Source organism: Shinella sp. WSJ-2, assembly GCF_003432075.1.
Lineage (GTDB): Bacteria > Pseudomonadota > Alphaproteobacteria > Rhizobiales > Rhizobiaceae > Shinella.
Genome location: NZ_QWBU01000008.1, coordinates 148,287 through 172,192 on the forward strand (window position 1 = coordinate 148,287; position 23,906 = coordinate 172,192).

20 protein-coding genes and 1 riboswitch are annotated in these 23,906 nt (G+C 65.7%); of the genes, 9 read left to right on the top strand and 11 right to left on the bottom strand.

The genetic code is table 11. The annotated features are described in order from the left end of the window. Positions 1-52: 52 nt before the first annotated feature. A riboswitch (cobalamin riboswitch) is annotated at positions 53-270 on the top strand. A gap of 99 nt (positions 271-369) precedes the next feature. Next, positions 370-585 (top strand): hypothetical protein, encoded by a 216-nt coding sequence (locus tag D0Y60_RS17845; RefSeq protein ID WP_117371321.1) that lies wholly within the window; start codon positions 370-372, stop codon positions 583-585. Positions 586-667: 82 nt separating this feature from the next. Then, positions 668-4,459: a methionine synthase gene (gene metH / locus D0Y60_RS17850; RefSeq protein WP_117371322.1), complete on the top strand. Its 3,792-nt coding sequence runs from the start codon at positions 668-670 to the stop codon at positions 4,457-4,459. A 4-nt stretch (positions 4,460-4,463) separates the two neighbouring features. Here metH and D0Y60_RS17855 read toward each other — a convergent pair whose 3' ends face one another. Then, positions 4,464-5,498, bottom strand: coding sequence for a putative sulfate exporter family transporter (locus D0Y60_RS17855; RefSeq protein WP_117371391.1), 1,035 nt, complete (start codon positions 5,496-5,498; stop codon positions 4,464-4,466). A 75-nt stretch (positions 5,499-5,573) separates the two neighbouring features. Between D0Y60_RS17855 and D0Y60_RS17860 the strand changes: the two genes are divergently transcribed. Further along, positions 5,574-6,446 carry a LysR substrate-binding domain-containing protein gene (locus D0Y60_RS17860; protein ID WP_348627863.1) on the top strand — a complete coding sequence of 291 codons (873 nt, stop codon included), beginning with the start codon at positions 5,574-5,576 and terminating at the stop codon, positions 6,444-6,446. 59 nt (positions 6,447-6,505) lie between these two features. Here D0Y60_RS17860 and cobM read toward each other — a convergent pair whose 3' ends face one another. Together cobM and cbiE are read right to left on the bottom strand one after the other, a co-directional pair. Next, positions 6,506-7,270, bottom strand: coding sequence for a precorrin-4 C(11)-methyltransferase (gene cobM, locus D0Y60_RS17865; RefSeq protein WP_117371323.1), 765 nt, complete (start codon positions 7,268-7,270; stop codon positions 6,506-6,508). Further along, positions 7,267-8,538, bottom strand: coding sequence for a precorrin-6y C5,15-methyltransferase (decarboxylating) subunit CbiE (gene cbiE / locus D0Y60_RS17870; RefSeq protein ID WP_117371324.1), 1,272 nt, complete (start codon positions 8,536-8,538; stop codon positions 7,267-7,269). Before cbiE ends, cobM begins: the two co-directional genes overlap by 4 nt. Between cbiE and D0Y60_RS17875 the strand changes: the two genes are divergently transcribed. Then, the gene (locus D0Y60_RS17875; RefSeq protein WP_245409216.1) at positions 8,522-9,292 is read left to right on the top strand and encodes a cobalt-precorrin-6A reductase; all 771 of its coding nucleotides are present in this window, start codon (positions 8,522-8,524) and stop codon (positions 9,290-9,292) included. The genes cbiE and D0Y60_RS17875 overlap by 17 nt on opposite strands. Here D0Y60_RS17875 and D0Y60_RS17880 read toward each other — a convergent pair. From D0Y60_RS17880 to D0Y60_RS17905, 6 genes are all read right to left on the bottom strand, one after another. Further along, positions 9,256-10,020 carry a precorrin-3B C(17)-methyltransferase gene (locus D0Y60_RS17880; protein ID WP_117371326.1) on the bottom strand — a complete coding sequence of 255 codons (765 nt, stop codon included), beginning with the start codon at positions 10,018-10,020 and terminating at the stop codon, positions 9,256-9,258. The genes D0Y60_RS17875 and D0Y60_RS17880 overlap by 37 nt on opposite strands. Continuing rightward, the gene (locus D0Y60_RS17885; RefSeq protein WP_117371327.1) at positions 10,017-10,751 is read right to left on the bottom strand and encodes a precorrin-2 C(20)-methyltransferase; all 735 of its coding nucleotides are present in this window, start codon (positions 10,749-10,751) and stop codon (positions 10,017-10,019) included. The genes D0Y60_RS17880 and D0Y60_RS17885 overlap by 4 nt, the downstream gene beginning before the upstream one ends. Then, positions 10,748-11,380, bottom strand: coding sequence for a precorrin-8X methylmutase (locus D0Y60_RS17890; protein ID WP_117371328.1), 633 nt, complete (start codon positions 11,378-11,380; stop codon positions 10,748-10,750). The genes D0Y60_RS17885 and D0Y60_RS17890 overlap by 4 nt, the downstream gene beginning before the upstream one ends. Next, the gene (gene cobG / locus D0Y60_RS17895; protein ID WP_117371329.1) at positions 11,377-12,714 is read right to left on the bottom strand and encodes a precorrin-3B synthase; all 1,338 of its coding nucleotides are present in this window, start codon (positions 12,712-12,714) and stop codon (positions 11,377-11,379) included. Before cobG ends, D0Y60_RS17890 begins: the two co-directional genes overlap by 4 nt. Beyond that, entirely contained in the window at positions 12,711-13,490 is a 780-nt protein-coding gene (cobF, locus tag D0Y60_RS17900) for a precorrin-6A synthase (deacetylating) (protein WP_117371330.1), read from the bottom strand. Before cobF ends, cobG begins: the two co-directional genes overlap by 4 nt. A gap of 128 nt (positions 13,491-13,618) precedes the next feature. After that, positions 13,619-14,440 carry a helix-turn-helix transcriptional regulator gene (locus D0Y60_RS17905; protein ID WP_117371331.1) on the bottom strand — a complete coding sequence of 274 codons (822 nt, stop codon included), beginning with the start codon at positions 14,438-14,440 and terminating at the stop codon, positions 13,619-13,621. 110 nt (positions 14,441-14,550) lie between these two features. Here D0Y60_RS17905 and D0Y60_RS17910 point away from each other — a divergent pair, with 110 nt between their 5' ends. Beyond that, complete coding sequence (locus D0Y60_RS17910) at positions 14,551-15,750, top strand: MFS transporter (protein WP_117371332.1); 1,200 nt, start codon at positions 14,551-14,553, stop codon at positions 15,748-15,750. A gap of 70 nt (positions 15,751-15,820) precedes the next feature. Here D0Y60_RS17910 and D0Y60_RS17915 read toward each other — a convergent pair whose 3' ends face one another. Together D0Y60_RS17915 and D0Y60_RS17920 are read right to left on the bottom strand one after the other, a co-directional pair. Next, entirely contained in the window at positions 15,821-17,104 is a 1,284-nt protein-coding gene (locus D0Y60_RS17915) for an FAD-binding oxidoreductase (protein WP_117371333.1), read from the bottom strand. Positions 17,105-17,224: 120 nt separating this feature from the next. Next, positions 17,225-18,121 (bottom strand): LysR family transcriptional regulator, encoded by an 897-nt coding sequence (locus D0Y60_RS17920; protein ID WP_117371334.1) that lies wholly within the window; start codon positions 18,119-18,121, stop codon positions 17,225-17,227. A 117-nt stretch (positions 18,122-18,238) separates the two neighbouring features. Between D0Y60_RS17920 and D0Y60_RS17925 the strand changes: the two genes are divergently transcribed. The 4 genes from D0Y60_RS17925 to D0Y60_RS17940 are packed head-to-tail and all read left to right on the top strand — an operon-like array spanning position 18,239 to position 23,849. After that, positions 18,239-19,636 carry a VOC family protein gene (locus D0Y60_RS17925; RefSeq protein ID WP_117371335.1) on the top strand — a complete coding sequence of 466 codons (1,398 nt, stop codon included), beginning with the start codon at positions 18,239-18,241 and terminating at the stop codon, positions 19,634-19,636. An 11-nt stretch (positions 19,637-19,647) separates the two neighbouring features. Further along, positions 19,648-21,066: an FAD-binding oxidoreductase gene (locus D0Y60_RS17930; protein ID WP_117371393.1), complete on the top strand. Its 1,419-nt coding sequence runs from the start codon at positions 19,648-19,650 to the stop codon at positions 21,064-21,066. Positions 21,067-21,086: 20 nt separating this feature from the next. Beyond that, the gene (locus tag D0Y60_RS17935; RefSeq protein ID WP_117371336.1) at positions 21,087-22,610 is read left to right on the top strand and encodes an aldehyde dehydrogenase family protein; all 1,524 of its coding nucleotides are present in this window, start codon (positions 21,087-21,089) and stop codon (positions 22,608-22,610) included. 6 nt (positions 22,611-22,616) lie between these two features. Then, positions 22,617-23,849: a pyridoxal phosphate-dependent aminotransferase gene (locus tag D0Y60_RS17940; RefSeq protein ID WP_117371337.1), complete on the top strand. Its 1,233-nt coding sequence runs from the start codon at positions 22,617-22,619 to the stop codon at positions 23,847-23,849. Positions 23,850-23,906 lie beyond the last annotated feature (57 nt).

Genomic DNA, 23,906 nt, shown 5'->3' on the forward strand with positions numbered 1-23,906 from the left:
TCCAGGCCTGTGCATGATGTCCTCTCATCCTTGACTTGCCCGTCGCGCCGAGCCAGTCTCCAAACGTCAGGGTCTTCCGAGTCGCATGCGGCTCGGAAGCTAAGAGGGAAGCCGGTGCGATGCTCCAACGAGGATCAAGACCGGCGCTGCCCCCGCAACTGTGAACGGCGAGCCGATGTCGCTCCATGCCACTGGTGTGAACCACCGGGAAGGCGAGACAAAGGCAATGACCCGCAAGCCAGGAGACCTGCCCTGACACGTCTGTAACGTCCATGGGCGGGGTGTCCCAAGGGTGCGCTTGTTGTCACCTTCGGGTGAGAATCCATGAGCGTGCGTCCGGTCATCCCCCAATTTTCGATTGGGGAAACAATGTTTCAATTCACCGACATCAAACCGTCCGGCACCGGCAAGCCGGAATCCGTGTTCATCTCTTGGCTGCTCTGGCAGCCGCGCGGCGCCGACCTCGCGGTCGAGGCGCTGAAGGAAGTGGAAAAGCTTGCCCGCTGCCGAAGCGCCGATCCCGATATCATCCGCCTCAAGGCGATGTTCGCCTCGCTTGCGGGGGCGGATGGGCCAATGCACTAGGTCAACCACATAAAGACATATTGACATAAAGATATGTTTATGTGACTCCGGTGCAGTTTTGCCTGCACCGGAGGGTTTTCCCATGGCTATTTCCCACTTGGACGATCTGTTCGGCCCCGAACAGCCGAAGCGGGATGGTGCCGAAATCCGCGCCGCGCTTGAAGCCGCCGCGCGCGAACGAATCCTCGTGCTCGACGGCGCAATGGGCACCGAAATCCAGACGCTGAAGCTGGTCGAGGACGATTTCCGCGGCGATCGTTTCGGCGACTGCGCCTGCCATCAGCAGGGCAACAACGATCTGCTGACACTGACCCAGCCCGGCGCCATCGAGGACATCCACTATCGCTACGCGCTCGCCGGCGCGGACATTTTGGAAACCAACACCTTCTCGTCAACGACCATCGCCCAGGCCGACTACGGCATGGAGCACATGGTCTATGAGCTGAACCGCGACGGCGCACGCCTTGCCCGCCGCGCCGGCCTGCGCGCACAGGAGAAGGACGGCAAGCGCCGCTTCGTTGCCGGCGCGCTCGGCCCGACCAACCGCACCGCCTCCATTTCGCCTGACGTTAACAATCCCGGCTACCGCGCCGTCAGCTTCGATGATCTTCGCATCGCCTATGCCGGACAGCTGCGCGGCATCATCGACGGCGGCGCCGACATCATACTGATCGAGACGATCTTCGACACGCTGAACGCCAAGGCAGCGATCTTTGCGACGCGCGAGGTCTTCGAGGAGAAGGGCATCGACTTGCCCGTCATGATCTCGGGCACCATCACCGACCTCTCCGGCCGCACCCTCTCCGGCCAGACGCCGGAGGCTTTCTGGAATTCGGTTCGCCATGCCAACCCCTTCTCCATCGGCCTCAACTGCGCGCTCGGCGCCAATGCCATGCGTGCCCATCTCGCCGAAATTTCTTCGGTCGCCGACACCTTCGTCTGCGCCTATCCCAATGCCGGCCTGCCCAACGCCTTCGGCCAGTATGACGAAACGCCGGACGAAATGGCCGCCCAGATCGAAGGGTTCATGCGCGACGGTCTGGTCAACATCGTGGGCGGTTGCTGCGGCTCGACGCCCGACCATATCCGCACCATCGCCGCGGCCGCCGCGCGCCACAAGCCGCGCGCCATCCCCGACATACCGCGCCACATGCGCCTGTCCGGCCTCGAGCCCTTCACGCTGACCGAGGCCATTCCCTTCGTGAATGTCGGCGAGCGCACCAACGTCACAGGCTCGGCGAAATTCCGCAAGCTGATCACGGCGGGCGACTATGCGGCAGCGCTCGACGTCGCCCGGGACCAGGTGGCGAACGGCGCGCAGATCATCGATATCAACATGGATGAGGGCCTCATCGATTCCGGCAAGGCGATGGTGGAATATCTCAACCTCATCGCCGCCGAGCCCGACATCGCCCGCGTGCCCGTGATGATCGACTCGTCCAAATGGGAGGTGATCGAGGCGGGCCTGAAATGTGTGCAGGGCAAGCCGCTGGTCAATTCCATCTCGCTGAAGGAAGGCGAGGAAGCTTTCCTGCACCATGCCAAACTGGTGCGCGCCTATGGCGCCGCCGTGGTCGTCATGGCCTTCGACGAGAAGGGGCAGGCAGATACGAAGGTGCGCAAGGTGGAAATCTGCACCCGCGCATACAAGCTCTTGACCGAAGTCGCCGGTCTCGCACCTGAAGATATCGTCTTCGACCCGAACATCTTCGCCGTGGCCACCGGCATCGAGGAGCACGACAATTACGGTGTCGACTTCATCGAGGCGACGGCCGAGATCACCGCGACCCTGCCGCATGCGCATATTTCCGGCGGCGTGTCCAACCTGTCCTTCTCGTTCCGCGGCAACGAGCCGGTGCGCGAGGCGATGCACGCCGTCTTCCTCTACCATGCCATTCAGGCGGGCATGGATATGGGTATCGTCAATGCCGGCCAGCTGGCGGTCTATGACACGATCGAGCCGGAGCTGCGCGAGGCCTGCGAGGACGTGGTGCTGAACCGCGTGCCGAAAGCCGGCGGTACCGCCACCGAGCGCCTGCTCGACATCGCAGAGCGTTTCAAGGGTGCGGCCGGCAAGGAAGCCAGAGAACGCGACCTCGCCTGGCGCGAATGGCCGGTGGAAAAGCGGCTGGAACACGCCCTCGTCAACGGCATCACCGAATTCGTCGAGCAAGACACGGAGGAAGCGCGGCAGAACGTCGAACGCCCGCTGCACGTCATCGAGGGTCCCTTGATGGCCGGCATGAACGTCGTCGGCGACCTTTTTGGCACGGGTAAGATGTTCCTGCCGCAGGTCGTCAAATCCGCTCGGGTGATGAAGCAGGCTGTCGCCGTGCTACTGCCTTACATGGAGGCGGAAAAGCTGGCCAATGGCGGCAGCGGCGAGCGGCAGAGCGCCGGAAAAATCCTGATGGCGACGGTCAAGGGCGACGTGCACGATATCGGCAAGAACATCGTCGGCGTCGTGCTCGCCTGCAACAATTACGAGATCATCGACCTCGGCGTCATGGTGCCGGCGACGAAAATCCTGGAGACCGCGAAGGCCGAGAAGGTCGACATCATCGGCCTCTCCGGTCTCATCACCCCCTCGCTCGACGAGATGGTGCATGTCGCGGCCGAAATGGAGCGCGAGGGCTTCGACATCCCGCTCCTCATCGGCGGCGCCACGACAAGCCGCGTCCATACGGCGGTCAAAATCCATCCACGCTACGACCGGGGCCAGGCCGTCTATGTCACCGATGCCAGCCGCGCCGTCGGCGTGGTCGGCAGCCTGCTCTCGCCGGAGATGAAGCCCGGTTATGTCGAGACGTTGAAGGCGGAATACCGCAAGGTGGCGGACGCCCATGCGCGCAGCGAGGCCGAAAAGCAGCGCCTGCCGCTGGCGAAAGCCCGCGAAAACGCCTTTAGGGCCGACTGGTCCGCCTACCGGCCGAAAACGCCATCCTTCCTCGGCACCCGCGTCTGGCAGGATTGGGATCTGGCCGACCTCGCCCGCTACATCGACTGGACGCCTTTCTTCCAGACCTGGGAGCTGAAGGGCGTCCATCCGAAAATCCTCGACGACGAAAAGCAGGGCGCCGCCGCCCGCCAGCTTTTTGCCGATGCACAGGCCATGCTGGAAAAGATCATTTCGGAAAAATGGTTCACGCCCAAGGCCGTTGTCGGCTTCTGGCCGGCCGGCAGCGTGGGTGACGACATCAGGCTCTTCGCCGACGAGGCGCGCGACACGGATCTCGCCACCTTCTTCACCCTGCGCCAGCAGCTCTCAAAGCGCGACGGCCGGCCGAACGTGGCTCTTTCGGATTTCGTCGCCCCCGTCAGCAGCGGCAAACAGGATTATCTCGGTGGCTTCGTCGTGACGGCCGGCATCGGCGAGATCGCCATTGCCGAGCGCTTCGAGCGGGCGAACGACGACTACAACTCGATCCTCGTCAAGGCGCTCGCCGACCGTTTTGCCGAGGCCTTTGCGGAGCGCATGCACGAAGTTGTGCGCAAGGAGCTCTGGGGCTATGCACCGGACGAAACCTTCACCCCGACCGACCTGATCGGCGAGCCCTATGCCGGCATCCGTCCCGCACCCGGCTATCCCGCCCAGCCAGACCATACGGAAAAGACGACGCTCTTCCGCCTGCTCGATGCGGAAAGGGAGATCGGCGTGACGCTGACCGAGAGCTTTGCCATGTGGCCGGGCTCCTCTGTCTCCGGCCTCTACCTCGCCTCGCCCGAGAGCTACTATTTCGGCGTTGCCAAGGTGGAGCGCGACCAGGTGGAGGACTATGCGCGGCGCAAGGGCATGGCGGTCGGCGAGGTCGAGCGCTGGCTGGGGCCGGTGCTCAACTACATACCGGCGACCGCGCGGGAAAACGCGGCCTGAGACTTCAGGCCGTCGCAAGGTTGAGCAGCAGCACCATGGCATAGCTTGCCGCCACCAGCACACCGAGCGACAGCACGACTGCGACTGTCACCCGCGGCCCCGCGTGCATCACCCTGCGTAGGTCGATACCGAGGCCAAGGGCTGCCATCGACAAAATCGTCAGCCCCGTGGCCACACCGTTCATGCGGGCGGCCAAGGCGGCATCGACGAGGCCAGTGCTGCGCGCAACGAGCAGCGCGAGAAAGCCGAGGATGAACCAGGGCACCATCCGGTGCAGCGCCGGGCGTTCGCCCCGCGCCTTGCCCGAGACGAGCGACAAGAGGAAAATCACGGGGCCGAGCATCAGCACCCGCACCAGCTTGACAAAGGTGCCGACCTGGATGCTCAGCGCAGAAACCGGTGCGGTGGCGGCAAGCACCTGCGGCACCGCATAGACCGTCATGCCCGCCATCACGCCATAGCCCGTCGCCGAAAGCCCGAGCAGCGGCACCAATGCCGGCAGAGCAAGCACGGTCAGCATGCCGAGAACCGCGGTGAAGGCGATGGAGGAGGCGACATCCTCCGCATCCGCCCGGATGACCGGCGCGGTCGCCGCGATCGCCGAATTGCCGCAGATCGAGTTGCCGCAGGCGATGAGCAGCGCGACGGGGCGCGATAACCCAAGCCCACGGCCGATCGCATAGCTTGCGCTGAGGGCGATGCCCACCACAACCGCAATGGCCGCGATCAGCGGCAGGCCCATCTCCGTCACCGCTGCAGCACTCACGCTTGCACCCAGCAGCACGATGGCAATCTCCAGGAAATACTTTGCCGAAAAGGCAATGCCGGGGTCGAACAGGGCAGGCCGGCGCAGCGCGAGACGGCAGAGCGCACCGATCAGGATTGCCAGCACCAGCGCCTCGACCCAGGCGCCACCCGTCAGCCATCGTTCCAGCTGCTCGGCGCAGAATGCGAGGCCGGAGACCAAGGCCGAGAGCAGCACGCCCGGAAACAGGGATGCGTTTCCAAAATTCCTGCGATTCTTGATCAAATTTTCCATGCGCCAAAAGTGCGCTTGAAAATCCATTCGATCCATCGGCAAATATCGGATGTTTCATTCGACTGGATCGAACAAATGATGACGCTTGAGCAACTCCGCATTTTCATCGCCGTGGCCGAGCGCGAGCATCTGACGCAAGCGGCCGAAGCGCTCCATCTCACGCCCTCGGCCGTCAGCTCGGCGATCCGGGTGCTAGAGGAGCGCTACGGCATCGCGCTGTTCCACCGCACGGGGCGGCGGATCGAGTTGACGGAAACGGGCGCAGCCTTCCTGCCCGAGGCGAAGGCGACGCTGGCGCGGGCGGCGGGCGCGGACCTCTTCCTCACCGAGATCGGCGGCCTGAAGCGCGGCACGCTGACGCTGGCGGCCAGCCAGACCGTCGCCGGCTCCTGGCTGCCGCCCCGGCTGATGCGCTTCAAGGCGGACTATCCGGCCATCGATATCAGGCTCGGCGCCAGCAACACCGAGCAGGTGGCGGACGCTGTGCTGGAGGGGCAGGCGGAACTCGGCTTCGTCGAGGGTATAGTGGATCATCCAGTACTTGCCCAGCGCATCGTCGCCCATGACCGGGTGGTGATCGTCGCGCCGTCAGGCCATCCGCTCGCCGGCCGCCCGGCGGATGCGGCGATGCTCACCACAGCCCGCTGGGTGCTGCGCGAACCCGGCTCCGGCACCCGCAGCGCGCTGATCGCGACACTTGCCGGTCACGGCGTGAGGGAGGATGCACTGGATGTGGCGCTGTCGCTGCCCTCGAACGAGGCGGTGCGCAGCGCGGTGCTGAGCGGCGACGCGCTGACGGCGGTATCCTTTTCCGTTGTGACGGACGACATCGCCGCCGGCCGGCTCCTGCCCGTCGGTTTCGACCTGCCGGAACGGGCCTTTCGCTCGCTGCGGCACAAGGAGCGCTACCGCTCCAAGGCCGCCCTCGCCTTCGAGGCGATGCTCTAGGATTTTGTTTTTACCGCACTATCCGACGCCGAAGCGAACGCGCTTCGGCTGGAAATGCTCTAGAAACCGTCGCGGCCGCGGAAGCGGCGCTGGTAGGCGGGGTCGTAGAGCGAGCTTTCGCGAAAATCCTCTGCCGCCAGCGAGCGGCCGACGAAGATCAGCGCCGTGCGCTCGATCGGCTCCACCGCCACCTTCGCCGCGATATCGGCAAGCGTGCCGCGCACCACGCGCTCATCCGGCCAGGAAGCCTTGACGACGATCGCGACAGGGCAATCGGCGCCATAGAGCGGCGTGAGTTCCGTCACCACCTGATCGAGCGCATGGATGGCGAGGTGGATGGCGAGCGTCGCGCCCGTCGCGCCGAAGCCCTGCAGGGTCTCGCGGTTCGGCATGGGCGAGGCGCGGCCGGAGACGCGGGTGAGCACGAGGCTCTGCGCGACGGCGGGGATGGTGAGTTCGCGGCCGAGCGCCGAAGCCGCTGCCGCAAAGGAGGGCACGCCCGGCGTCATCGTGTAGGCGATGCCGTTCTTCTCCAGCCGGCGGATCTGCTCGGCAACGGCGCTCCAGACCGAGAGATCGCCGGAATGCAGTCGCGCTACGTCCTCCCCCGCCGCGGCCGCCTTGACATATTCCGCCTCGATCTCGTCTAGCGACATCGGCGCCGTATCGATGATGCGCGCACCGGGCGGGCAATATTGCAGCAACTCCGGCGAGACGATCGAGCCGGCATAGAGGCAGACGGGGCATTTGCCTATGAGATCGCGGCCGCGCACGGTGATAAGGTCGGCAGCGCCGGGGCCTGCGCCGATGAAATGAACAGTCATCTTTGATCCTTGGATATGTCGGCCGGCTTGACCCAGCTCCATTGTGTGACCGGCATGGCCGGCCGCCAGCCTGTCATCTGCCCAACGGGCGATGCGCGGGCGATATCGATGCGGGTGAGCGAACCGCCGAGCCGGGCATGGTGGGCGAGCAGCACCGCTTCCATCTCCGTCGTCACCGCATTGGCGACCAGCCGGCCGCCGGGTTTCAGGCCGGCCAACGCCACCTCCATCACCCCCGCCTCGCTGCCGCCGCCGCCGATGAAGATTGCATCAGGGGCGGCAAGACCTTCCAGTGCGCCGGGCGCGGTGCCCTCGACGACCACTAGGCTCGGTACGCCAAAAGTCTGCGCATTGCGCCGGATACGCGCTGCGCGCTCGCCATGACCTTCGATGGCGATGGCCCGGAGCGACGGGTCTGCCAACATCCATTCGATGCCGATGGAGCCAGAACCGCCGCCGACATCCCACAGAAGCTCACCGCGCTTCGGCGCCAAGGCCGAAAGCGTCAAAGCGCGCACCTCGCGCTTGGTGATCTGCCCGTCATGGTCGAACAGCGCGTCATCGAGACCCGGCGTGAAGGCGAGCACGCGCGCCGCGCTGTCGGCCGAAACCTCCACCGCGCAGACATTCAGCATATCGGCATCGGCAAGCGCGAAACTTCGCGCCTGATGGCGGCTCACCCGCTCGCGCGCGCCGCCGAGTGCTTCGAGAACCGTGAGCGCCGAGCCGCCGAAACCGCTTTCGGAGAGCAGCGCCGCCAGCGCCGCCGGACCGTCGCTGTCCGAGGTCAGTGCGAGGATACGGCTGCCGGGATGCAAATGCGGGCGGATGAGATCGAGCGGACGGCCATGCAAGGAAACGCAGACCGTATCCTGCAAGGCCCAGCCCATGCGCGAGGCCGCGAGGCTGAACGAAGAGGGCGCCGGGAAGACCTGCATTTCGGCGCGTGCAATGCGCCGCGAGAGCGTGACGCCGACGCCGTAGAAGAAGGGATCGCCCGAGGCGAGCACCACCACCGGCCGCCCCCGCGCGGCAAGCACGGCCTCGACGGAGCGCTCGAAGGGGCTGAGCCAGCCCTGACGCTCGCCGTGGATGGCGGCGTCCGCAAGTTCCAGATGCCGCGCGCCGCCGAAGACGATCTCGGCGCGGCCTATCGCGGCCTTGGCCTCGTCACCGAGACCGGCTAGACCGTCCTCGCCGATCCCGATGATGGAAAGCCACGGGGCGGCGGAGACAAGGGATCGATCAGGCGTGGACAAGCGACGCATCCTCATTCTGGGCGGCACGACGGAGGCGCGCGATCTGGCCGGTCGCCTTGCCGAACGGACCGAGCTTGCCGTCACGCTGTCGCTCGCCGGCCGCACGCTCGATCCCGCCCCGCAGCCTGTGCCAGTGCGTACGGGTGGTTTCGGCGGTGCCGAAGGGCTTGCCGCCTATCTTGGATCGCACGCGATCGATCTCCTGATCGACGCCACGCATCCCTTCGCCAAGCAGATTTCCGCCAATGCCCGCGCGGCCAGCGGTATCACCGGCATCCCGCTGCTGCGGCTGGAGCGGCTTGGCTGGGAAGAGGTTTCCGGCGACTGCTGGACGCGCGTCGCCTCGGTCGCCGATGCGGTGGTCGCCCTTGGTGAAGCACCACGCCGCGTTTTCCTCGCCATCGGCCGGCAGGAGGCGAAGGCTTTCGATGCGGCCCCGCAGCATCACTATCTCGTGCGCAGTGTCGATCCCGTCGATCCGCCGCTCACCGCCCCTGATGTCGAATACCTGCTCGCCCGCGGCCCCTTCGCCGTCGAAGACGAGATCGCCTTGCTGCGCGCCAACAGGATCGACGTTGTCATCAGCAAGAATTCCGGTGGTGAAGCCACCTATGGCAAAATCGCTGCCGCACGCAGTCTCGGCCTTCCGGTCGTGCTCATCGAGCGATCGGCGGTCGCGGACGACCACCGCGCCGAAACGGTCGAGGATGCGATGCGGCTCGCCGATCATCTGCTCGCGTCCTTCAGGAAACGCGGCGTATAGACGAGATCGGCCAAGCCGGGGCGTGCGATGATACGGGTTTCCGGCGAACCGATGACGACGCAGGTCGCCATGTCGGCGCGCTCGGCTTCGGCCTCGCCCAACGGCATGACCAGCATGCGCTCATCCGGCCGGCCGGCGGCGCGGCCGAAAATGACGGGCGTCGAAGCCGGCAAGGTCTCGCGCAGGATCTCGAAGGCCCGGCCGAGCTGCCAGGGCCGCGCCTTGCTGATCGGGTTATAGAGCGCGATCACCAGGCCCGCCTCGGACACCAGACGCAGACGCTTTTCGATGATGTCCCAGGGTTTCAGATTGTCCGACAGCGAGATGGCGCAGAAATCATGGCCGAGCGGCGCGCCGATGCGGGCGGCGACGGCGAGCATCGCGGTGACACCCGGCACGACCGTCAGATCGACCGATTTCCACTCCTCCGGTCCCGCATCGATGGCCTCGCAGACCGCGGCCGCCATGGCGAAGACACCGGGATCGCCGCCCGAGACGACGCAGACGTCGACGCCTTCGGCGGCCCGCGTCAGAGCTGCCTGCGCACGGTTCAGTTCCTCGCGGTTGTCGGAGGCGACCTTGATCTGGTCCGGCCGAAGGTTCAGCCGGTCGATATAGGGAAAGTAACCGAAGAACTCGGTCGATGCGGCGACGGCAGCAAGCGCTTCCGGCGTCAGCTGGTCCGGATTGCCGGGACCGGTGCCGATGACGAATAGTTTGCCGGTCATGCCCGCGCGCTCCAGCCCGGCACGAGCACCAGCGAGAAATAGGGCGCGGTATCGTCGAGTTTTTCCGAGAGCCGCATGGATTTGCTCGTCGCCATGGTGCCGCGCTCGACATAGACCGCCTCACCGAGGCGACCGGCCAGCGAAAGCGCGCGGCGGATCTTCGGCAGATTACGGCCGACCTTCATGATGACGGCGGCCTCGGTATCGCCAAGCCGGCGCGACAGCTCTTCCTCGCGCATCGTGCCCGGCAGCACGGAGAGCACGTCATCGCCCTGCACGATGGGCAGGCCCGACAGCGACCAGCAGCCGGACATGGCGGTGATGCCGGGAATGACCTCGGTCGGGAAGCGGTCTGCCAGACGCACATGCAGATGCATGTAGGAGCCGTAGAACATCGGATCGCCCTCCGACAGGATCGCGACCGTGCGGCCGGCGGCAAGATGCTCCGCAACGGCCGCGGCGGAGGCATCGTAGAAGGCCGTGATCTGGCTCTTGTAGTCGTCGTGATCCTTGTCGATTTCCGTCGTCACCGGATAGTAGAGCGGCAGCTCCACCATGCTGGGCTTCAGCAGGCCTTCGACGATCGCCCGGCCATTGCCCGAGCGGCCGGCCTTGGCGAAATAGGCAAGCACATCGGCCTCGCCGATCGCCCGCACCGCCTTGAGGGTCAGAAGCTCTGGATCGCCCGGCCCCGTGCCCACGCCGTAAAGTCGTCCTGTCGTCATCGTCATACTCCCGGCCGTGCGAGCGAATTGAGGGCGGCGGCCGTCATGGCGCTGCCGCCGAGGCGGCCGCGCACGATGGCGAAGGGCACGCCGTAGGAATTGCCCGCCAGCGCATCCTTGGATTCCGCCGCCCCGACGAAGCCGACGGGCATGCCGAGGATCGCCGCCGGTTTCGGCGCCCCGTCGCGCAGGAGTTCGAGCAGGTAGAACAGCGCGGTCGGCGCATTGCCGATGGCGACAACGGAGCCGGCCATGCGCTCGAGCCACAGGCGGATGGCGGCGGCCGAGCGGGTATTGTCGATCTCCTTGGCAATGTCGGGCGTGCGCGGATCGCGCAGCGTGCAGATGACATCGTTATTGGCCGGCAGGCGGGCGGCGGTGACGCCGCGCGCCACCATTTCGGCATCGCAGAAGATCGGCGCACCGGCCTGAAGGGCGGCGCGCGCCGAGGAGACGAAATCCGGCGAGAAGACGAAATGCGCTGCGGCCTCGACGAGACCGGCGGCATGGATCATGCGCACGGCGACATCCGCCTCTTCTTCAGAGAAGCGCGAAAGGTCGGCTTCGGCGCGAATGATCGCGAAGGATTTTTCATAGATGGCCGTGCCATCCTTGATGTAGTCGTAATCGGTCATTGTTGGCCTTGATATGCGGAAACGAAAAGGGCGGGCGCGGTGCGGTCGATCAGGCTTTTCGCCGTTTCCCGGTTGTTACGGCGATTGCGCGAGAGGGCACCGAGACGCTGGATCGCCGGCACGAGGCCGTCGGCGGGAACGGTCACCAGCGCCGGGTCGGATGCCTTGCCGTTGACGACAAGGCCGACCCCATCGGCCGTACCGCACAGCGTGACGGCGGCGCGCGCCGGATGGGCGCAGCCTTTGGGGCAGCCGGAAACATGCACGTCGACGGTGCCGTCGAGCCATTCGGCCGCATGCGCGACAAGCGCATCGGCGGCGGCATGGGTATCGAAGCTGGCGGAAGCGCAACCGGCGGCACCGGCGCAGACCGAAATGGAGCGGCCGGGCGCCCTGTTCGTGCACCAGAAACCTTCGCGCTGCGCCGCGTCCTGCGCGGCAGCGAGCGCAGCCTCGGACAGGCCGCGCACCAGCAGCGTGCGGTGCGGCGCAAGGCGAAACTCCGTGGCACCACAGGACGAGAGGCTGCGCACGAGGGCAGCAAGACGATCAGCATGCATCTGACCATAGGCCGGGGAAACACCGAGAACGGGCGCACCGTCGATACGGTGGACGCCAATCGGATGGGTCGGGATGATGCCGGCAAGCGGTAAAGCTGGCATATTGAAGCGCGCCACCAGCGCTTCGGCATCGAGGTCGCGGCCACGGGTGCCCGCACCGGCCGCAGCCAGCGCCGCCACGACCGTCATCGCGCCTTCAACCACCGTTTCGGACGATAGCAAAGCGATAGGCTGCGCCGTTTCCCGGTCACCGCCAGCCGACAGGCGCCAGGCCACCGCATCGTTCGTCTCGACGGCATCGAGCCTGATATCTGCAACCATATCGGCAAGCGACAGCACGCCGCCGCCATCGACGACGATGGCAAGTTTTGGCGCAAGCGTCAGCGCGACGTCTGCGATAACATTGCGCAAGGCATCGGCAATCGGCGTGGCGTCGGCAATCTCGGAGGGATCGATGCCTGAAAGCGCCGGCGTTTCGATGGCGACGCCGGTCTGGGGCACGATGCCGGCGGCCTCTAGTCCCTCAGCAAGACGCGGCACGGTCCCCAGGGTCAGGCCGCGCAGCTGGATGTTGCCGCGCGCCGTGATTTCGATGAGGCCGTTGCCGGTTTCGCGGGCAAGATCGGAAAGCGCGAGAAGATCATCCGCCGTCAGCGCTACCGCAACCGGACGCAGGCGCACGAGAAAACCGTCGCCGGTGCGCATGGGCGTAGCGAGTGACGGGCAGGCGCCACGCCGTAGGGTGCCGGGATCGCAGGCGAGCACCGTGGTCATGCCGCGCCCTCCTCGCTTTCCACGGCGGGGCGGCGGATCAGGTAGGTGTCCATGATCCAGCCGTGTTCCGCGCGCGCCGTGCGGCGGGTCTCGGCGATGGTCTCGGCCATTTCGGAAAGGCGGCCGGAGAGCAGGATTTCGTGCGGCGTGCCGAGATAGGCGCCCCACCAGATTTCGGCTTCCGGATCCTCGACGGTGCGGAACGCCTGCACGCCATCGAGCATGACGAGCGCATCGCGCGCGCCCGCCGGCCAGCCTTCGGACAGTCTTCGGCCGGTGGTGATCTCGACGGGAAGGCCGATGCGGTTGAGCGCGATGCCGTGGCCGGCGCACAGCGCCTGAACGCTGGTGATGCCGGGAATGACCTCCATCTCGAAAGCGACACGCCCGGCGGCGCGTACATGCTCGACGATGCGCAAGGTGCTGTCATAGAGCATCGGGTCGCCCCAGACGAGCAGGCCCAGCGTTTGATCCTCGCCCACCTCATGCCCGAGCGTGCGCTCGTAGATCGCGGCGATGGCATGGTGCCAGTCGTGAACGCCGTCCTCGTAGGAACCGTCGGCGCGGCGCACCGGCACGGCGTAATCGAGGATGCGGCAGGCTTCGTTGGTGAGAAAACGATCGCAGATATCGCGGCGCGCGTCGGCGAGAAAGGCCTTCTCGGCTCCCTTGGTAGGGATCAGCAGCACATCGGCCCGGTTCAGCGCATTGATTGCCTGAACGGTCATGTGCTCGGGATTGCCCGCGCCGATCCCGATAACCAGTATCTTTCTCAAATCCGTCTCCCGTGCGGCTCGCGCTCCCGGTTTGCGGCCCGGTGTGGGTCCCGCATCCCCTTCCTAATCCCAAATGCGACAGGAAAACAGCCCCCGGTTCGCGTCCTTTGCCGGTCTGTTTGAGACGATTAGGCGGCTTTGCGGCTGGTGAGGTAGGCGCGCGGCGAAGTGCCGAGCATGCGCTTGAACATGGTGGTGAAAGCGGGAACACTCTCGTAGCCGGCGTCGAGCGCCACGCGCGTCACCGGCTCGCCGGCGGCAAGCCTTGGCAGGCAGGCGAAAAGACAGGCCTGCTGTCGCCAAGTGACGAAGCTGACGCCCGTCTCCTCGCGGAAAAACCGCGTAAAGGTGCGCCGGCTCATGTGGAGATGCCGCGCCCAGTCATCGATCTTGGCGACAGGCGACGGCGCCTCGACGAAATCGCGGCAGAGGCCGGCGAGCCGCCCGCTTGCGGGAAAGGGCAGGCCGAGGCGGCGCTCCGGCAAGCGGCCAATCTCGTCGAGCAGCAGCGCCATCACCAATTCCCCGCGTCCGCGATCCTCCGCAAGCGCGCCCTTGCGCACGGCCTCCGCAAGAAGCTGGCGCGCCAGATCCGTCACCTCGAGCACGGTGGGCTCTTCGGAGGCCGCACGGCCCTCCGGCGAATAGATATAGACCGAGCGCATGCTGACATCGCTCGCCATCTCGACGGAATGCTCCAGCCCGCGCGGGATGAGCAGCGCGTGGCCGGGCGGGATCATCCAGCGCCCGCGGTCCGTCGAAACCAGCACGACACCGGAGAAGACGCAGAGAAACTGCGTGCGCCGATGGCGATGCGGCGGCACGGTGTACCCACCCGGAATATCCGAACTGTGGACCAGAACGTCCTCGTTCGACTGCTCCATGCGAGAAAGATTGCGGATGTGGTCGTCATCGAGCGCTTTCAGGCGCGCCGGCGTCAATTTTTCCATATTTGGCCCACTCGCGTAAGAAATGGACCTCAGCACAAAAGCAGGCCGCGCGCAATCCTTGTATGGAACGGCAAATCGCGCCGCCTGCGGCGAACAGTTCGAGGCTCCCCATGTCGACAGTCGTCCCGGCCGCGCCCTCCCGCGCCGCCGCCACCACCTATTCCATCATCGTCGCGGTCAGCGCCTGCCACATGCTTAACGACATCATGCAGTCGCTGCTGACGTCGCTCTACCCGCTGCTCAAGGAAAACTACGCGCTCGATTTCGTGCAGATCGGCTTGCTCACCATGGCCTTCCAGGTCACGGCCTCGCTTTTGCAGCCGGCCGTCGGCATCGTCACGGACCGCTGGCCGATGCCCTTCTCCCTGCCGGTCGGCATGGGCAGCACCTTCGTCGGCCTCATCATGCTTGCCTACGCGCATTCCTTCCCGGTCCTGATCCTCGGCGCCTGCCTGATCGGCCTGGGGTCGGCGATCTTCCACCCGGAATCCTCGCGCGTCGCGCGCCTTGCCTCGGGCGGCCGCCATGGCCTTGCGCAGTCGATGTTCCAGGTCGGTGGCAATGCCGGCACGGCGCTCGGCCCGCTGCTCGCCGCCTTCATCGTGCTGCCCTTCGGCCAGACGAGCGTCGCCTGGTTCTCGGCCATCGCCCTTGTCGGCATGATCATTCTGACCTGGGTCGGCAACTGGTATGCCGGCGAGCGCCGCTCGTCGGCGGGCCGGCCCGCCGTCAGCCGCGAACTGCCGCTGCCGCGTGGAAAAGTCGCCTGGGCGCTGGCGGTGCTCGTACTGCTGACCACGACCAAGAACGCCTACCTCGCCAGCATTTCGAGCTATTTCACCTTCTACACGATCGGCCGCTTCGGGCTCGACGTGCAGCAGGCGCAGCTGATGCTGTTTCTCTTCCTCGGCTCCTCCGCGCTCGGTGTCTTCATGGGCGGGCCGATCGGCGACCGGTTCGGCACGCGCTTCGTGATCTGGTTCTCGATCCTCGGCGTTATTCCCTTCGCGCTGATGCTGCCCTATGCCAATCTATTCTGGACGGGCGTGCTGACGGTGATGATCGGCCTGATCTTCTCCTCGGCCTTCTCCAACATCGTCGTCTTCGCGCAGGAACTGGTGCCGGGCCGCGTCGGCATGATCGCCGGCATCTTCTTCGGCTTCGCCTTCGGCGCCGGCGGCCTGGGTGCTGCCCTGCTCGGCGGCGTCGCCGACCGTCACGGCATCGACTTCGTCTTCCAGGTCTGCTCCTACATGCCGCTGCTGGGCATCCTGACGATCTTCCTGCCGCGCCTGCCGGCCAAGCACTGAGACTTTTGCCTCCAGCAAACAAAAACGCCCGGCATCGCTGCCGGGCGTTTTTGTTTGGAGCATGTTGCTTTTAAAGCCGGGCGCCTGCGAAATGGGCGATCTGGGCGCCGAGTTCGTAATAGCCCTCGCGCGCCGAGCGGAAGGACTGGGCTTCAGGGTCGGTGACCGGCAGCGGCAGATCCTTTTCGGCGATCTCGCCGGAGATGAGTTCGGCCAGCGTGCGGCCGAAGACCGTGCCGGGCGCGATGCCCCGGCCGTTGTAACCGGAGAAGCCAATGACGTTTTCGGCCAGGCGATGGAAGCGCGGCAGGTTGTCGGTGGTCATGCCGATCTTGCCGTACCACTCCGCCTCGAAGGCGACGTCGCCGATGGCGGGGAAAAGCTTCTTCAGCGCGCGGCGTGCCCAGGCCTTGTGGATGCCGGTGCCCGTGCCGCGCAGCGCACCGACGCTGCCGAACACGAGGCGGCCCCGCTTGTCGAAGCGGAAGGAGGAGAGCACCTCCTTGGTATCCCAGGCGCCCTGCTTTTCGGGAAGGATTTTGGCCTGAAGCTCCGGCGAGAGCGGCACGGTGGCGAAATTGAAATAGGGCAGGTGCACGAGTTCGGCGCGCACCTCGTTCCACGGTGCCACCGTATAGGCATTGGTGGCGACCACCACCCAGTCGGCCGTCACCGAACCGCGGGCGGTGTTGACCGTCCAGCGTTTGCCATTGCGTTCCGCACCCGTCACCGGGCTTCCCGTAAAGACCTGGGCACCGGCGGCAATCGCCGCGCGGGCCAGGCCGCGCGCATAGGCGAGCGGCTGGATCGTGCCGGCGCGCATGTCGAGCAGCGAACCCGTATAGGCATCCGTGCCGACCTTGACCGCAGTTTCCGCCGCATCGAGCAGCCGCACCGGCGCGCCACGGCGCGCCCATTGCTCGGCGCGCTGCTTCAATTCGTCGAGGCCGGACTGGCCGACGGCGCAATGCAGCGTGCCGACCGGGTTGATCTCGCAATCGATGGCATGCTTTGCGACGAGATCGAACACGGCGCGCGGCGCATTGCCGAGCAGTTCGAGCAGGCGGCTGCCGTGCAGGTCGCCCAGAACGCCCGGAAGCTCGTCGGGCATCACCCACATGCCGGCATTGACGAGGCCGACATTGCGGCCCGAACCGCCATAGCCGATCTCCGCGCCTTCCAGCAGGATGACGCGCGTGCCGCGCTCGGCCAGATGCAGCGCGGTCGAAAACCCGGTGTATCCGCCGCCGACGATGACGACATCCGCCTCGGCCTTACCCGAGAAGGCAACCGTTTCGGGGGCGGGCGGGGCGGTCATCTCCCAAAGGCCATGGGAGCGCGGGTCGTTGAGCATAGTGGTCTGTCTTTTCGGAAAAGGAGGATGTTCGCCGCACAATCGGCCATGCGGCACGCCGACTAAAGCAAAAAATCAGAACGGGGTCATGCCCCGTCCGCATGATCGGTCGCTGGAATTCTAAGCCGGGAGCTCTTTGGCAATCCAGGCGCGAAACGCCTGGCTGAGCGGGTTTTCCAGCTTGCCCTCGGGCACGACGAGATAATAGTTGTTCTCCGTCTCCATCGGCCGGTCGAAGACCAGCGCGAGGCGGCCGCTCGCAAGCTCCTGCTCGATGAGATATTTCGGCAGGAGCGCAAAGCCGAGGCCGGCGACGGCGGATTCGATCACCATGGCGAACTGATCGAAGCGGTGGCCGCGATAGGCCGTCTCCGAGGCGGCACCGTTCAGCTCGAACCATTGCGCCCAGAGCTTTGGACGCGTCGCGAGATGGAGCAGCGGCGCCGTTTCAAGATCTTTCGGATCGGTCAGATCCCAGGATTTCAGGAGTTCCGGGCTTGCCGCCGGCAGGATGATCTCGCTGCAGAGATAGGAGCAGGCCGCGCGCGCCCAGACCGGCTGGCCGTAGTGGATCGCGAGGTCGAAATTCTCCTCGTCGAAATCGAACGGGGCCGAACGCGACGCGATGTTGATGATCGTGCCGGGGTTTTCGGCGAGAAAACCCGGAATGCGCGGCGTCAGCCAGCGGCTGCCGAAGGTTGGCAGCGTCGCGATGGCGAGGCTGTGTTCGGAGGACGCCGACGCCATGGCGCGCAGCATGGTCTCTTCGGTCTGGTGCAGGAGCTTGCGCACCTCCGGCAGGAAGCGCCGGCCGTCGTCGGAGAGCACCACGCGCTGACGCACGCGCTCGAACAGCAATACGCCGAGCTGTTCCTCAAGGTCCTTGATCTGGCGGCTGACGGCGCTTTGCGTGAGGTTCAGCTCATGCGCGGCCTGCGTGAAGGAGCCGTGGCGCGCGGCACATTCGAACGCTTGCAGCGTGGTGACGTCCGGGATCAGCCTTCGACTGAGCTTCATTCTTTCCTCGCATCAACATAGTCAGAACGGTCGCAATCGCTTGGAGAAACGATCCAGTATGATCCGTTTTGAGAATGAACAGGGCCCTCCCACCCTTGTAAGATGAGACCGCCTCCCATGAAAGCAAATTCGTACGTTTCCGCCGACAAGATCCGCTCGGATTTCTCCGCCGCCATGTCCGCCATGTATCGCGACGAGGTCCCGGCCTATGGCACGCTGATGGCGCTGGTCGCCAAGGTCAATGACGAGACGCTCGCCGCCGACCCACGTCTGAAGACGCGCCTCGAAGCGACCGATTCGCTCGACCGCATCTCGGAAGAGCGCCACGGCGCCATCCGCCTCGGGACGCCCGGAGAGCTTTCCATGATGCGCCGCGCCTTCGCCGTCATGGGCATGTTCCCGGTCGGCTACTACGATCTCTCCACGGCCGGCGTTCCGGTTCACTCCACCGCCTTCCGCCCGGTCGGCGCCGAAAGCCTCAGCCGCAACCCCTTCCGCGTCTTCACCTCGCTGCTGCGTCTCGACCTGATCGCCGACGAAACGCTGCGTGAAGAGGCCGCCGCCGTTCTGGCCGCGCGCAAGATTTTCACCGACGAAGCCGTTCGGCTGGTCGAGAAGGCCGAGCGTGACGGTGGCCTCGAGCCCGCCGACGCCGCCCGCTTCGTGACCGAAGTGCTGGAAACCTTCCGCTGGCACGACCACGCCATCGTCAGCACGGACATGTACAAGCGCCTGCACGACGCGCATCGCCTGATCGCCGACGTCGTTTCCTTCAAGGGCCCGCACATCAACCACCTGACGCCGCGCACGCTCGATATCGACAAGGTGCAGGCCCGCATGCCGGAAGAAGGCATCGCGCCCAAGGCCATTGTCGAGGGCCCGCCGACCCGCGACTGCCCGATCCTGCTGCGCCAGACCTCGTTCAAGGCGCTGGAAGAGGCCGTGTCCTTCATAGGCAGCGACGGCAGCTGGCAGAAGGGCTCACACACCGCCCGTTTCGGCGAGATCGAACAGCGCGGCGTGGCGCTGACCCCGAAGGGCCGCGCGCTCTACGACAAGCTCCTGAACGACACCCGCGCCCGCGTGCGCCCGGCCGCCGACGGCTCCAACGCCGCCGAATACGAGGCGGCACTCGCCGATGTCTTCAAGGCCTTCCCGGACACGTGGGACGGTATTCGCCAGGCGGGCCTTGGCTATTTCCGCTACTCGCTGACGGAAAAGGGCCAGTCCGTTACCGGCCGCAACGCCGATCTGGAAACCGCGATCGAAGCCGGCCTCATCCAGTTCGACCCGATCGTCTATGAAGACTTCCTGCCGGTCAGCGCCGCGGGCATCTTCCAGTCGAACCTCGGCGACGATGCGACGCAGGATTTCGTCGCAAGCCCCAACCAGGTGATGTTCGAGCGCGATCTGGGCGCCACGGTTCTGGACGAATTCGCCCATTATGCCGGCATCCAGCGCGCCTCGCTTGAAATGTGCCTTGGCATCGTCAACATGGCCGCCGCTGCAGAGTGACGGACGAAAGCATGATCGAGGCAAACCATATCGCGGTCTTGAAAAGCCTGCTCGGCGAGAAAGGTCTTCTCACCGAGCCCGCCGATATGGCCGCCTATGAGACCGGCGCGCGCTACGACAAAGGCCGGGCCGCCTTCGTCGCGCGCCCGGCAACGACCGCCGAGACCTCCGCCGTCATGGCCTATTGCGTGAAGAACGGCATCGCACTCATTCCGCAGTCCGGCAATACCGGCCTCGTCTCCGGCTCGACGCCCGACGACAGCGGCCGCCAAGGCGTTCTGAGCCTCGACCGCCTCACCGCACCGTTCGAGTTCGATCGCGTCAACCGCACGATCAAGGCCGGCGCGGGCGTGCGACTTTCCGACCTCAACGGCAAGCTCGAAGACACCGGCCTGTTCTTCCCGATCGACCTCGGCGCCGACCCGCGCCTCGGTGGCATGATCGCGACGAACACCGGCGGCTCGCGCTTCCTGCGCTACGGCGACGTGCGCCGCAACACGCTGGGCCTCACGGTCGTCCTCGCCGACGAGGCCGGAACCGTGCTCGACCTCTCTTCGGATCTGCGCAAGAACAATACCGGCGTCGACTGGAAGCAGCTGTTTATCGGCACGTCGGGCGCTTTCGGTATCGTCACCGAATGCGTGCTGAACCTCGAGCCCGCGCCGAAACAATCGGCGACCGCGCTTCTCGTACCCTCCTCGGCCGAACAGGTCGCCACGCTGCTGGTTGCCATGGAAGACGCGCTCGGCAGCTATCTCTCGGCCTTCGAGGGCATGTCCGGCAATGCCATCAGTGCCGCGCTCGACCACGTTCCCTCGCTGCGCAATCCCTTCCAGGGCGGCATCGTGCCCGATTTCGTCATCCTTGCCGAAATCTCCCGCTCAACGCCGCCGCGCGAGGGCGAACAGCCGCTCGATGCGGTGCTGGAGGAGGTGCTGGCCGCGATCTGGGAGCGTGAGGACGCGCCGCTCGCCGACGCCTTCGTCGGTCCGCCGCACGAAATCTGGGCGCTGCGCCACGCGCTGTCCGAGGGCGTGAAGCATAGCGGACGATTGATCGCCTTCGATCTGTCCTTCCGCCGGGGTGACATCATGCCTTTCCTCGCCCATATGAAGGCGGACATGCCTGACCACTTCGAGGACGTGACGATCTGCGATTTCGGCCATATCGGCGATGGCGGCGTGCACTTCAACCTCGTCGTCGCCAAGGACGATCCGCGCCTTGCCGATCCCGATTTCGAGGCGGACCTGCGCGCCTGGGTCTTCACCGTCGCCGTCGAAAACTTCGGCGGCAGCTTCAGCGCGGAGCACGCCATCGGCCGCAAGAACCAGGCCTTCTACGACCAATACACCCCGGAAAAGATCCGCGACCTCGCGGCCGGGCTGAAAACCATCACCTCGCCGGGTCCGCTCGGCGCCATGACCTTCTAAGAAACTCAGGGAGATACCCCATGACGAAAGTCGACGTGAAAAAGGAAACCGAAGCCCTTCTCGACAAGCTCGGCGTTGCCCGTGGCCTGTGGCAGGGTGGCGACATGGCCTCGTTCAGCCCGGTCAGCGGCGAAGAGATCGGCAAGCTGAAGACCGTTTCGGGCGCCGAGACAGACAAGGCCATCGACGCCGCCCATGAGGCCTTCAAGGCCTGGCGCCTCGTGCCGGCCCCCAAGCGCGGCGAACTCGTGCGCCTGCTCGGCGAAGAGCTGCGCGCCGCCAAGGCAGATCTCGGTCGCCTCGTCTCCATCGAAGCCGGCAAGATCACCTCCGAAGGCCTCGGCGAAGTGCAGGAAATGATCGACATCTGCGATTTCGCCGTCGGTCTCTCCCGCCAGCTCTACGGCCTCACCATCGCCACCGAGCGCCCCGGCCACCGCATGATGGAAACCTGGCACCCGCTCGGCGTCGTCGGCATCATCTCCGCCTTCAACTTCCCGGTCGCCGTCTGGTCGTGGAACGCGGCGCTCGCGCTCGTCGCCGGCAATTCCATCGTCTGGAAGCCCTCTGAAAAGACCCCGCTGACCGGCCTCGCCTGCCAGGCGATCCTCGATCGCGCGCTGGCCCGCTTCGGCGATGCGCCGGCGAACCTTTCCCAGGTCCTCATCGGCGACCGCACCATCGGCGAAGCCCTCGTCGACAACCACAAGGTCGCGCTCGTCTCGGCCACCGGCTCCACCCGCATGGGCAAGGAAGTCGGCCCGCGCCTCGCCAAGCGTTTCGCCCGCTCGATCCTCGAGCTCGGCGGCAACAATGCCGGCATCGTCTGCCCGTCCGCCGATCTCGACATGGCCCTGCGCGCGATTGCCTTTGGTGCCATGGGGACCGCCGGCCAGCGCTGCACGACGCTCCGCCGCCTCTTCGTGCATGACAGCGTCTACGACCAGCTCGTGCCGCGCCTGAAGAAGGCCTATACCAGCGTTTCCGTCGGTAACCCGCTGGAGACCTCGGCCCTCGTCGGCCCGCTCGTCGACAAGCAGGCCTTCGACGGCATGCAGAAGGCGCTGGAAGCCGCCAAGGCCGAGGGCGGTTCCGTCACCGGCGGCGAGCGCGTTGCCGACGCCGGCAAGGACACGGCCTACTACGTCAAGCCGGCCATCGTCGAAATGCCGAAGCAGGCCGGCCCGGTTCTCGAAGAGACCTTCGCGCCGATCCTCTACGTCATGAAGTATTCCGACTTCGACGCCGTTCTCGAAGACCACAACGCCGTTTCGGCCGGTCTCTCCTCGTCGATCTTCACGCTCAACGTTCAGGAAGCCGAGCGCTTCCTCTCGGCCGACGGTTCGGACTGCGGCATCGCCAATGTCAACATCGGCACTTCGGGTGCTGAAATCGGCGGCGCGTTCGGCGGCGAGAAGGAAACCGGCGGCGGCCGCGAATCCGGCTCCGACGCCTGGAAGGCCTATATGCGCCGCGCCACAAACACGGTGAACTACTCGAAGGCCCTGCCGCTCGCCCAGGGCGTCTCCTTCGATATCGAGTAAGCCGATATGAACGACCAGACCAAGATCGAGGAGGCGGGCTTCCAGCCCGCCTCGCGTATCGCCGCCATCGGCGTCTCAAAAATCCTGCAGATCGGCGCCCGCGCCGCTGCCATGAAGAAGGAAGGCCTGCCGGTCATCATCCTCGGCGCCGGCGAGCCTGATTTCGACACGCCCGATAACGTCAAGGCCGCCGCCAAGGCCGCCATCGACCGCGGCGACACGAAATACACGGCCCTCGACGGCACGCCGGAGCTGAAGAAGGCGATCTCTGAAAAATTCCGCCGCGAAAACAACATCGACTATGCCGTCGACGAAGTCACCGTCGCGACGGGCGCCAAGCAGATCCTGTTCAACGCCTTCATGGCGACGGTCAATCCGGGCGACGAGGTCATCATCCCGACGCCCTACTGGACGTCCTATTCCGACATCGTGGAAATCTGCGGCGGCGTGCCGGTGCTGATCCCCTGCGACGCGGAAGCCGGCTTCCGCCTGAAAGCCGAGCAGCTGGAAAAGGCGATCACGCCAAAGACGCGCTGGGTGCTGTTCAACTCGCCGTCCAACCCGTCCGGCGCCGCCTATAGTGAAGCCGACTACCGCCCGCTGCTGGACGTGCTTCTTCGTCATCCGCATGTCTGGCTGATGGTCGACGACATGTACGAGCACATCGTCTATGACGGCTTCAGGTTCGTGACCCCCGTCGCGATCGAGCCGCGCCTGAAAAGCCGCGCGCTGACGATCAACGGCGTCTCCAAGGCCTATGCCATGACCGGCTGGCGCATCGGCTATGCCGGTGGCCCGAAGGCACTGATCAAGGCCATGGCCGTGATCCAGAGCCAGGCGACCTCCTGCCCCTCCTCCGTCAGCCAGGCCGCCTCGGTCGAGGCGCTGAACGGCCCGCAGGAATTTCTGAAGGATCGTCAGGCGAGCTTCAAGCACCGCCGCGACCTCGTCGTCTCGGCCTTGAACGCCATTCCCGGCCTCGCCTGCCGCACCCCGGAAGGTGCCTTCTACACCTTCTCCGGCTGCGCCGGCGTGATCGGCAAGACCACCCCGAAGGGCAAGCGCATCGAAGCCGACAGCGACTTCACGGATTATCTCCTCGAAGACGCCAACGTCGCCGTCGTGCCCGGCTCCGCCTTCGGCCTCTCCCCTTATTTCCGCATCTCCTACGCCACGTCGGAAACGGAACTGACGGAAGCGCTGAAGCGCATCGCGGACGCCTGCGCCAAGCTCGCCTAAGTCAGCAAAAAGACAATCCGGCAAAAATCATAACCTCCACCGGAGGTGGAGGTTTGA

What these genes read in the sequence shown, in the direction of transcription:
- D0Y60_RS17845 (WP_117371321.1), top strand. Translation starts at nt 370, where the DNA reads ATGTTTCAATTCACCGACATCAAACCGTCCGGCACCGGCAAGCCGGAA.
- metH (WP_117371322.1), top strand. Translation starts at nt 668, where the DNA reads ATGGCTATTTCCCACTTGGACGATCTGTTCGGCCCCGAACAGCCGAAG.
- D0Y60_RS17855 (WP_117371391.1), bottom strand. Translation starts at nt 5,498, where the DNA reads ATGGAAAATTTGATCAAGAATCGCAGGAATTTTGGAAACGCATCCCTG.
- D0Y60_RS17860 (WP_348627863.1), top strand. Translation starts at nt 5,574, where the DNA reads ATGATGACGCTTGAGCAACTCCGCATTTTCATCGCCGTGGCCGAGCGC.
- cobM (WP_117371323.1), bottom strand. Translation starts at nt 7,270, where the DNA reads ATGACTGTTCATTTCATCGGCGCAGGCCCCGGCGCTGCCGACCTTATC.
- cbiE (WP_117371324.1), bottom strand. Translation starts at nt 8,538, where the DNA reads ATGCGTCGCTTGTCCACGCCTGATCGATCCCTTGTCTCCGCCGCCCCG.
- D0Y60_RS17880 (WP_117371326.1), bottom strand. Translation starts at nt 10,020, where the DNA reads ATGACCGGCAAACTATTCGTCATCGGCACCGGTCCCGGCAATCCGGAC.
- D0Y60_RS17885 (WP_117371327.1), bottom strand. Translation starts at nt 10,751, where the DNA reads ATGACGATGACGACAGGACGACTTTACGGCGTGGGCACGGGGCCGGGC.
- D0Y60_RS17890 (WP_117371328.1), bottom strand. Translation starts at nt 11,380, where the DNA reads ATGACCGATTACGACTACATCAAGGATGGCACGGCCATCTATGAAAAA.
- cobG (WP_117371329.1), bottom strand. Translation starts at nt 12,714, where the DNA reads ATGACCACGGTGCTCGCCTGCGATCCCGGCACCCTACGGCGTGGCGCC.
- D0Y60_RS17905 (WP_117371331.1), bottom strand. Translation starts at nt 14,440, where the DNA reads ATGGAAAAATTGACGCCGGCGCGCCTGAAAGCGCTCGATGACGACCAC.
- D0Y60_RS17910 (WP_117371332.1), top strand. Translation starts at nt 14,551, where the DNA reads ATGTCGACAGTCGTCCCGGCCGCGCCCTCCCGCGCCGCCGCCACCACC.
- D0Y60_RS17915 (WP_117371333.1), bottom strand. Translation starts at nt 17,104, where the DNA reads ATGCTCAACGACCCGCGCTCCCATGGCCTTTGGGAGATGACCGCCCCG.
- D0Y60_RS17920 (WP_117371334.1), bottom strand. Translation starts at nt 18,121, where the DNA reads ATGAAGCTCAGTCGAAGGCTGATCCCGGACGTCACCACGCTGCAAGCG.
- D0Y60_RS17925 (WP_117371335.1), top strand. Translation starts at nt 18,239, where the DNA reads ATGAAAGCAAATTCGTACGTTTCCGCCGACAAGATCCGCTCGGATTTC.
- D0Y60_RS17930 (WP_117371393.1), top strand. Translation starts at nt 19,648, where the DNA reads ATGATCGAGGCAAACCATATCGCGGTCTTGAAAAGCCTGCTCGGCGAG.
- D0Y60_RS17935 (WP_117371336.1), top strand. Translation starts at nt 21,087, where the DNA reads ATGACGAAAGTCGACGTGAAAAAGGAAACCGAAGCCCTTCTCGACAAG.
- D0Y60_RS17940 (WP_117371337.1), top strand. Translation starts at nt 22,617, where the DNA reads ATGAACGACCAGACCAAGATCGAGGAGGCGGGCTTCCAGCCCGCCTCG.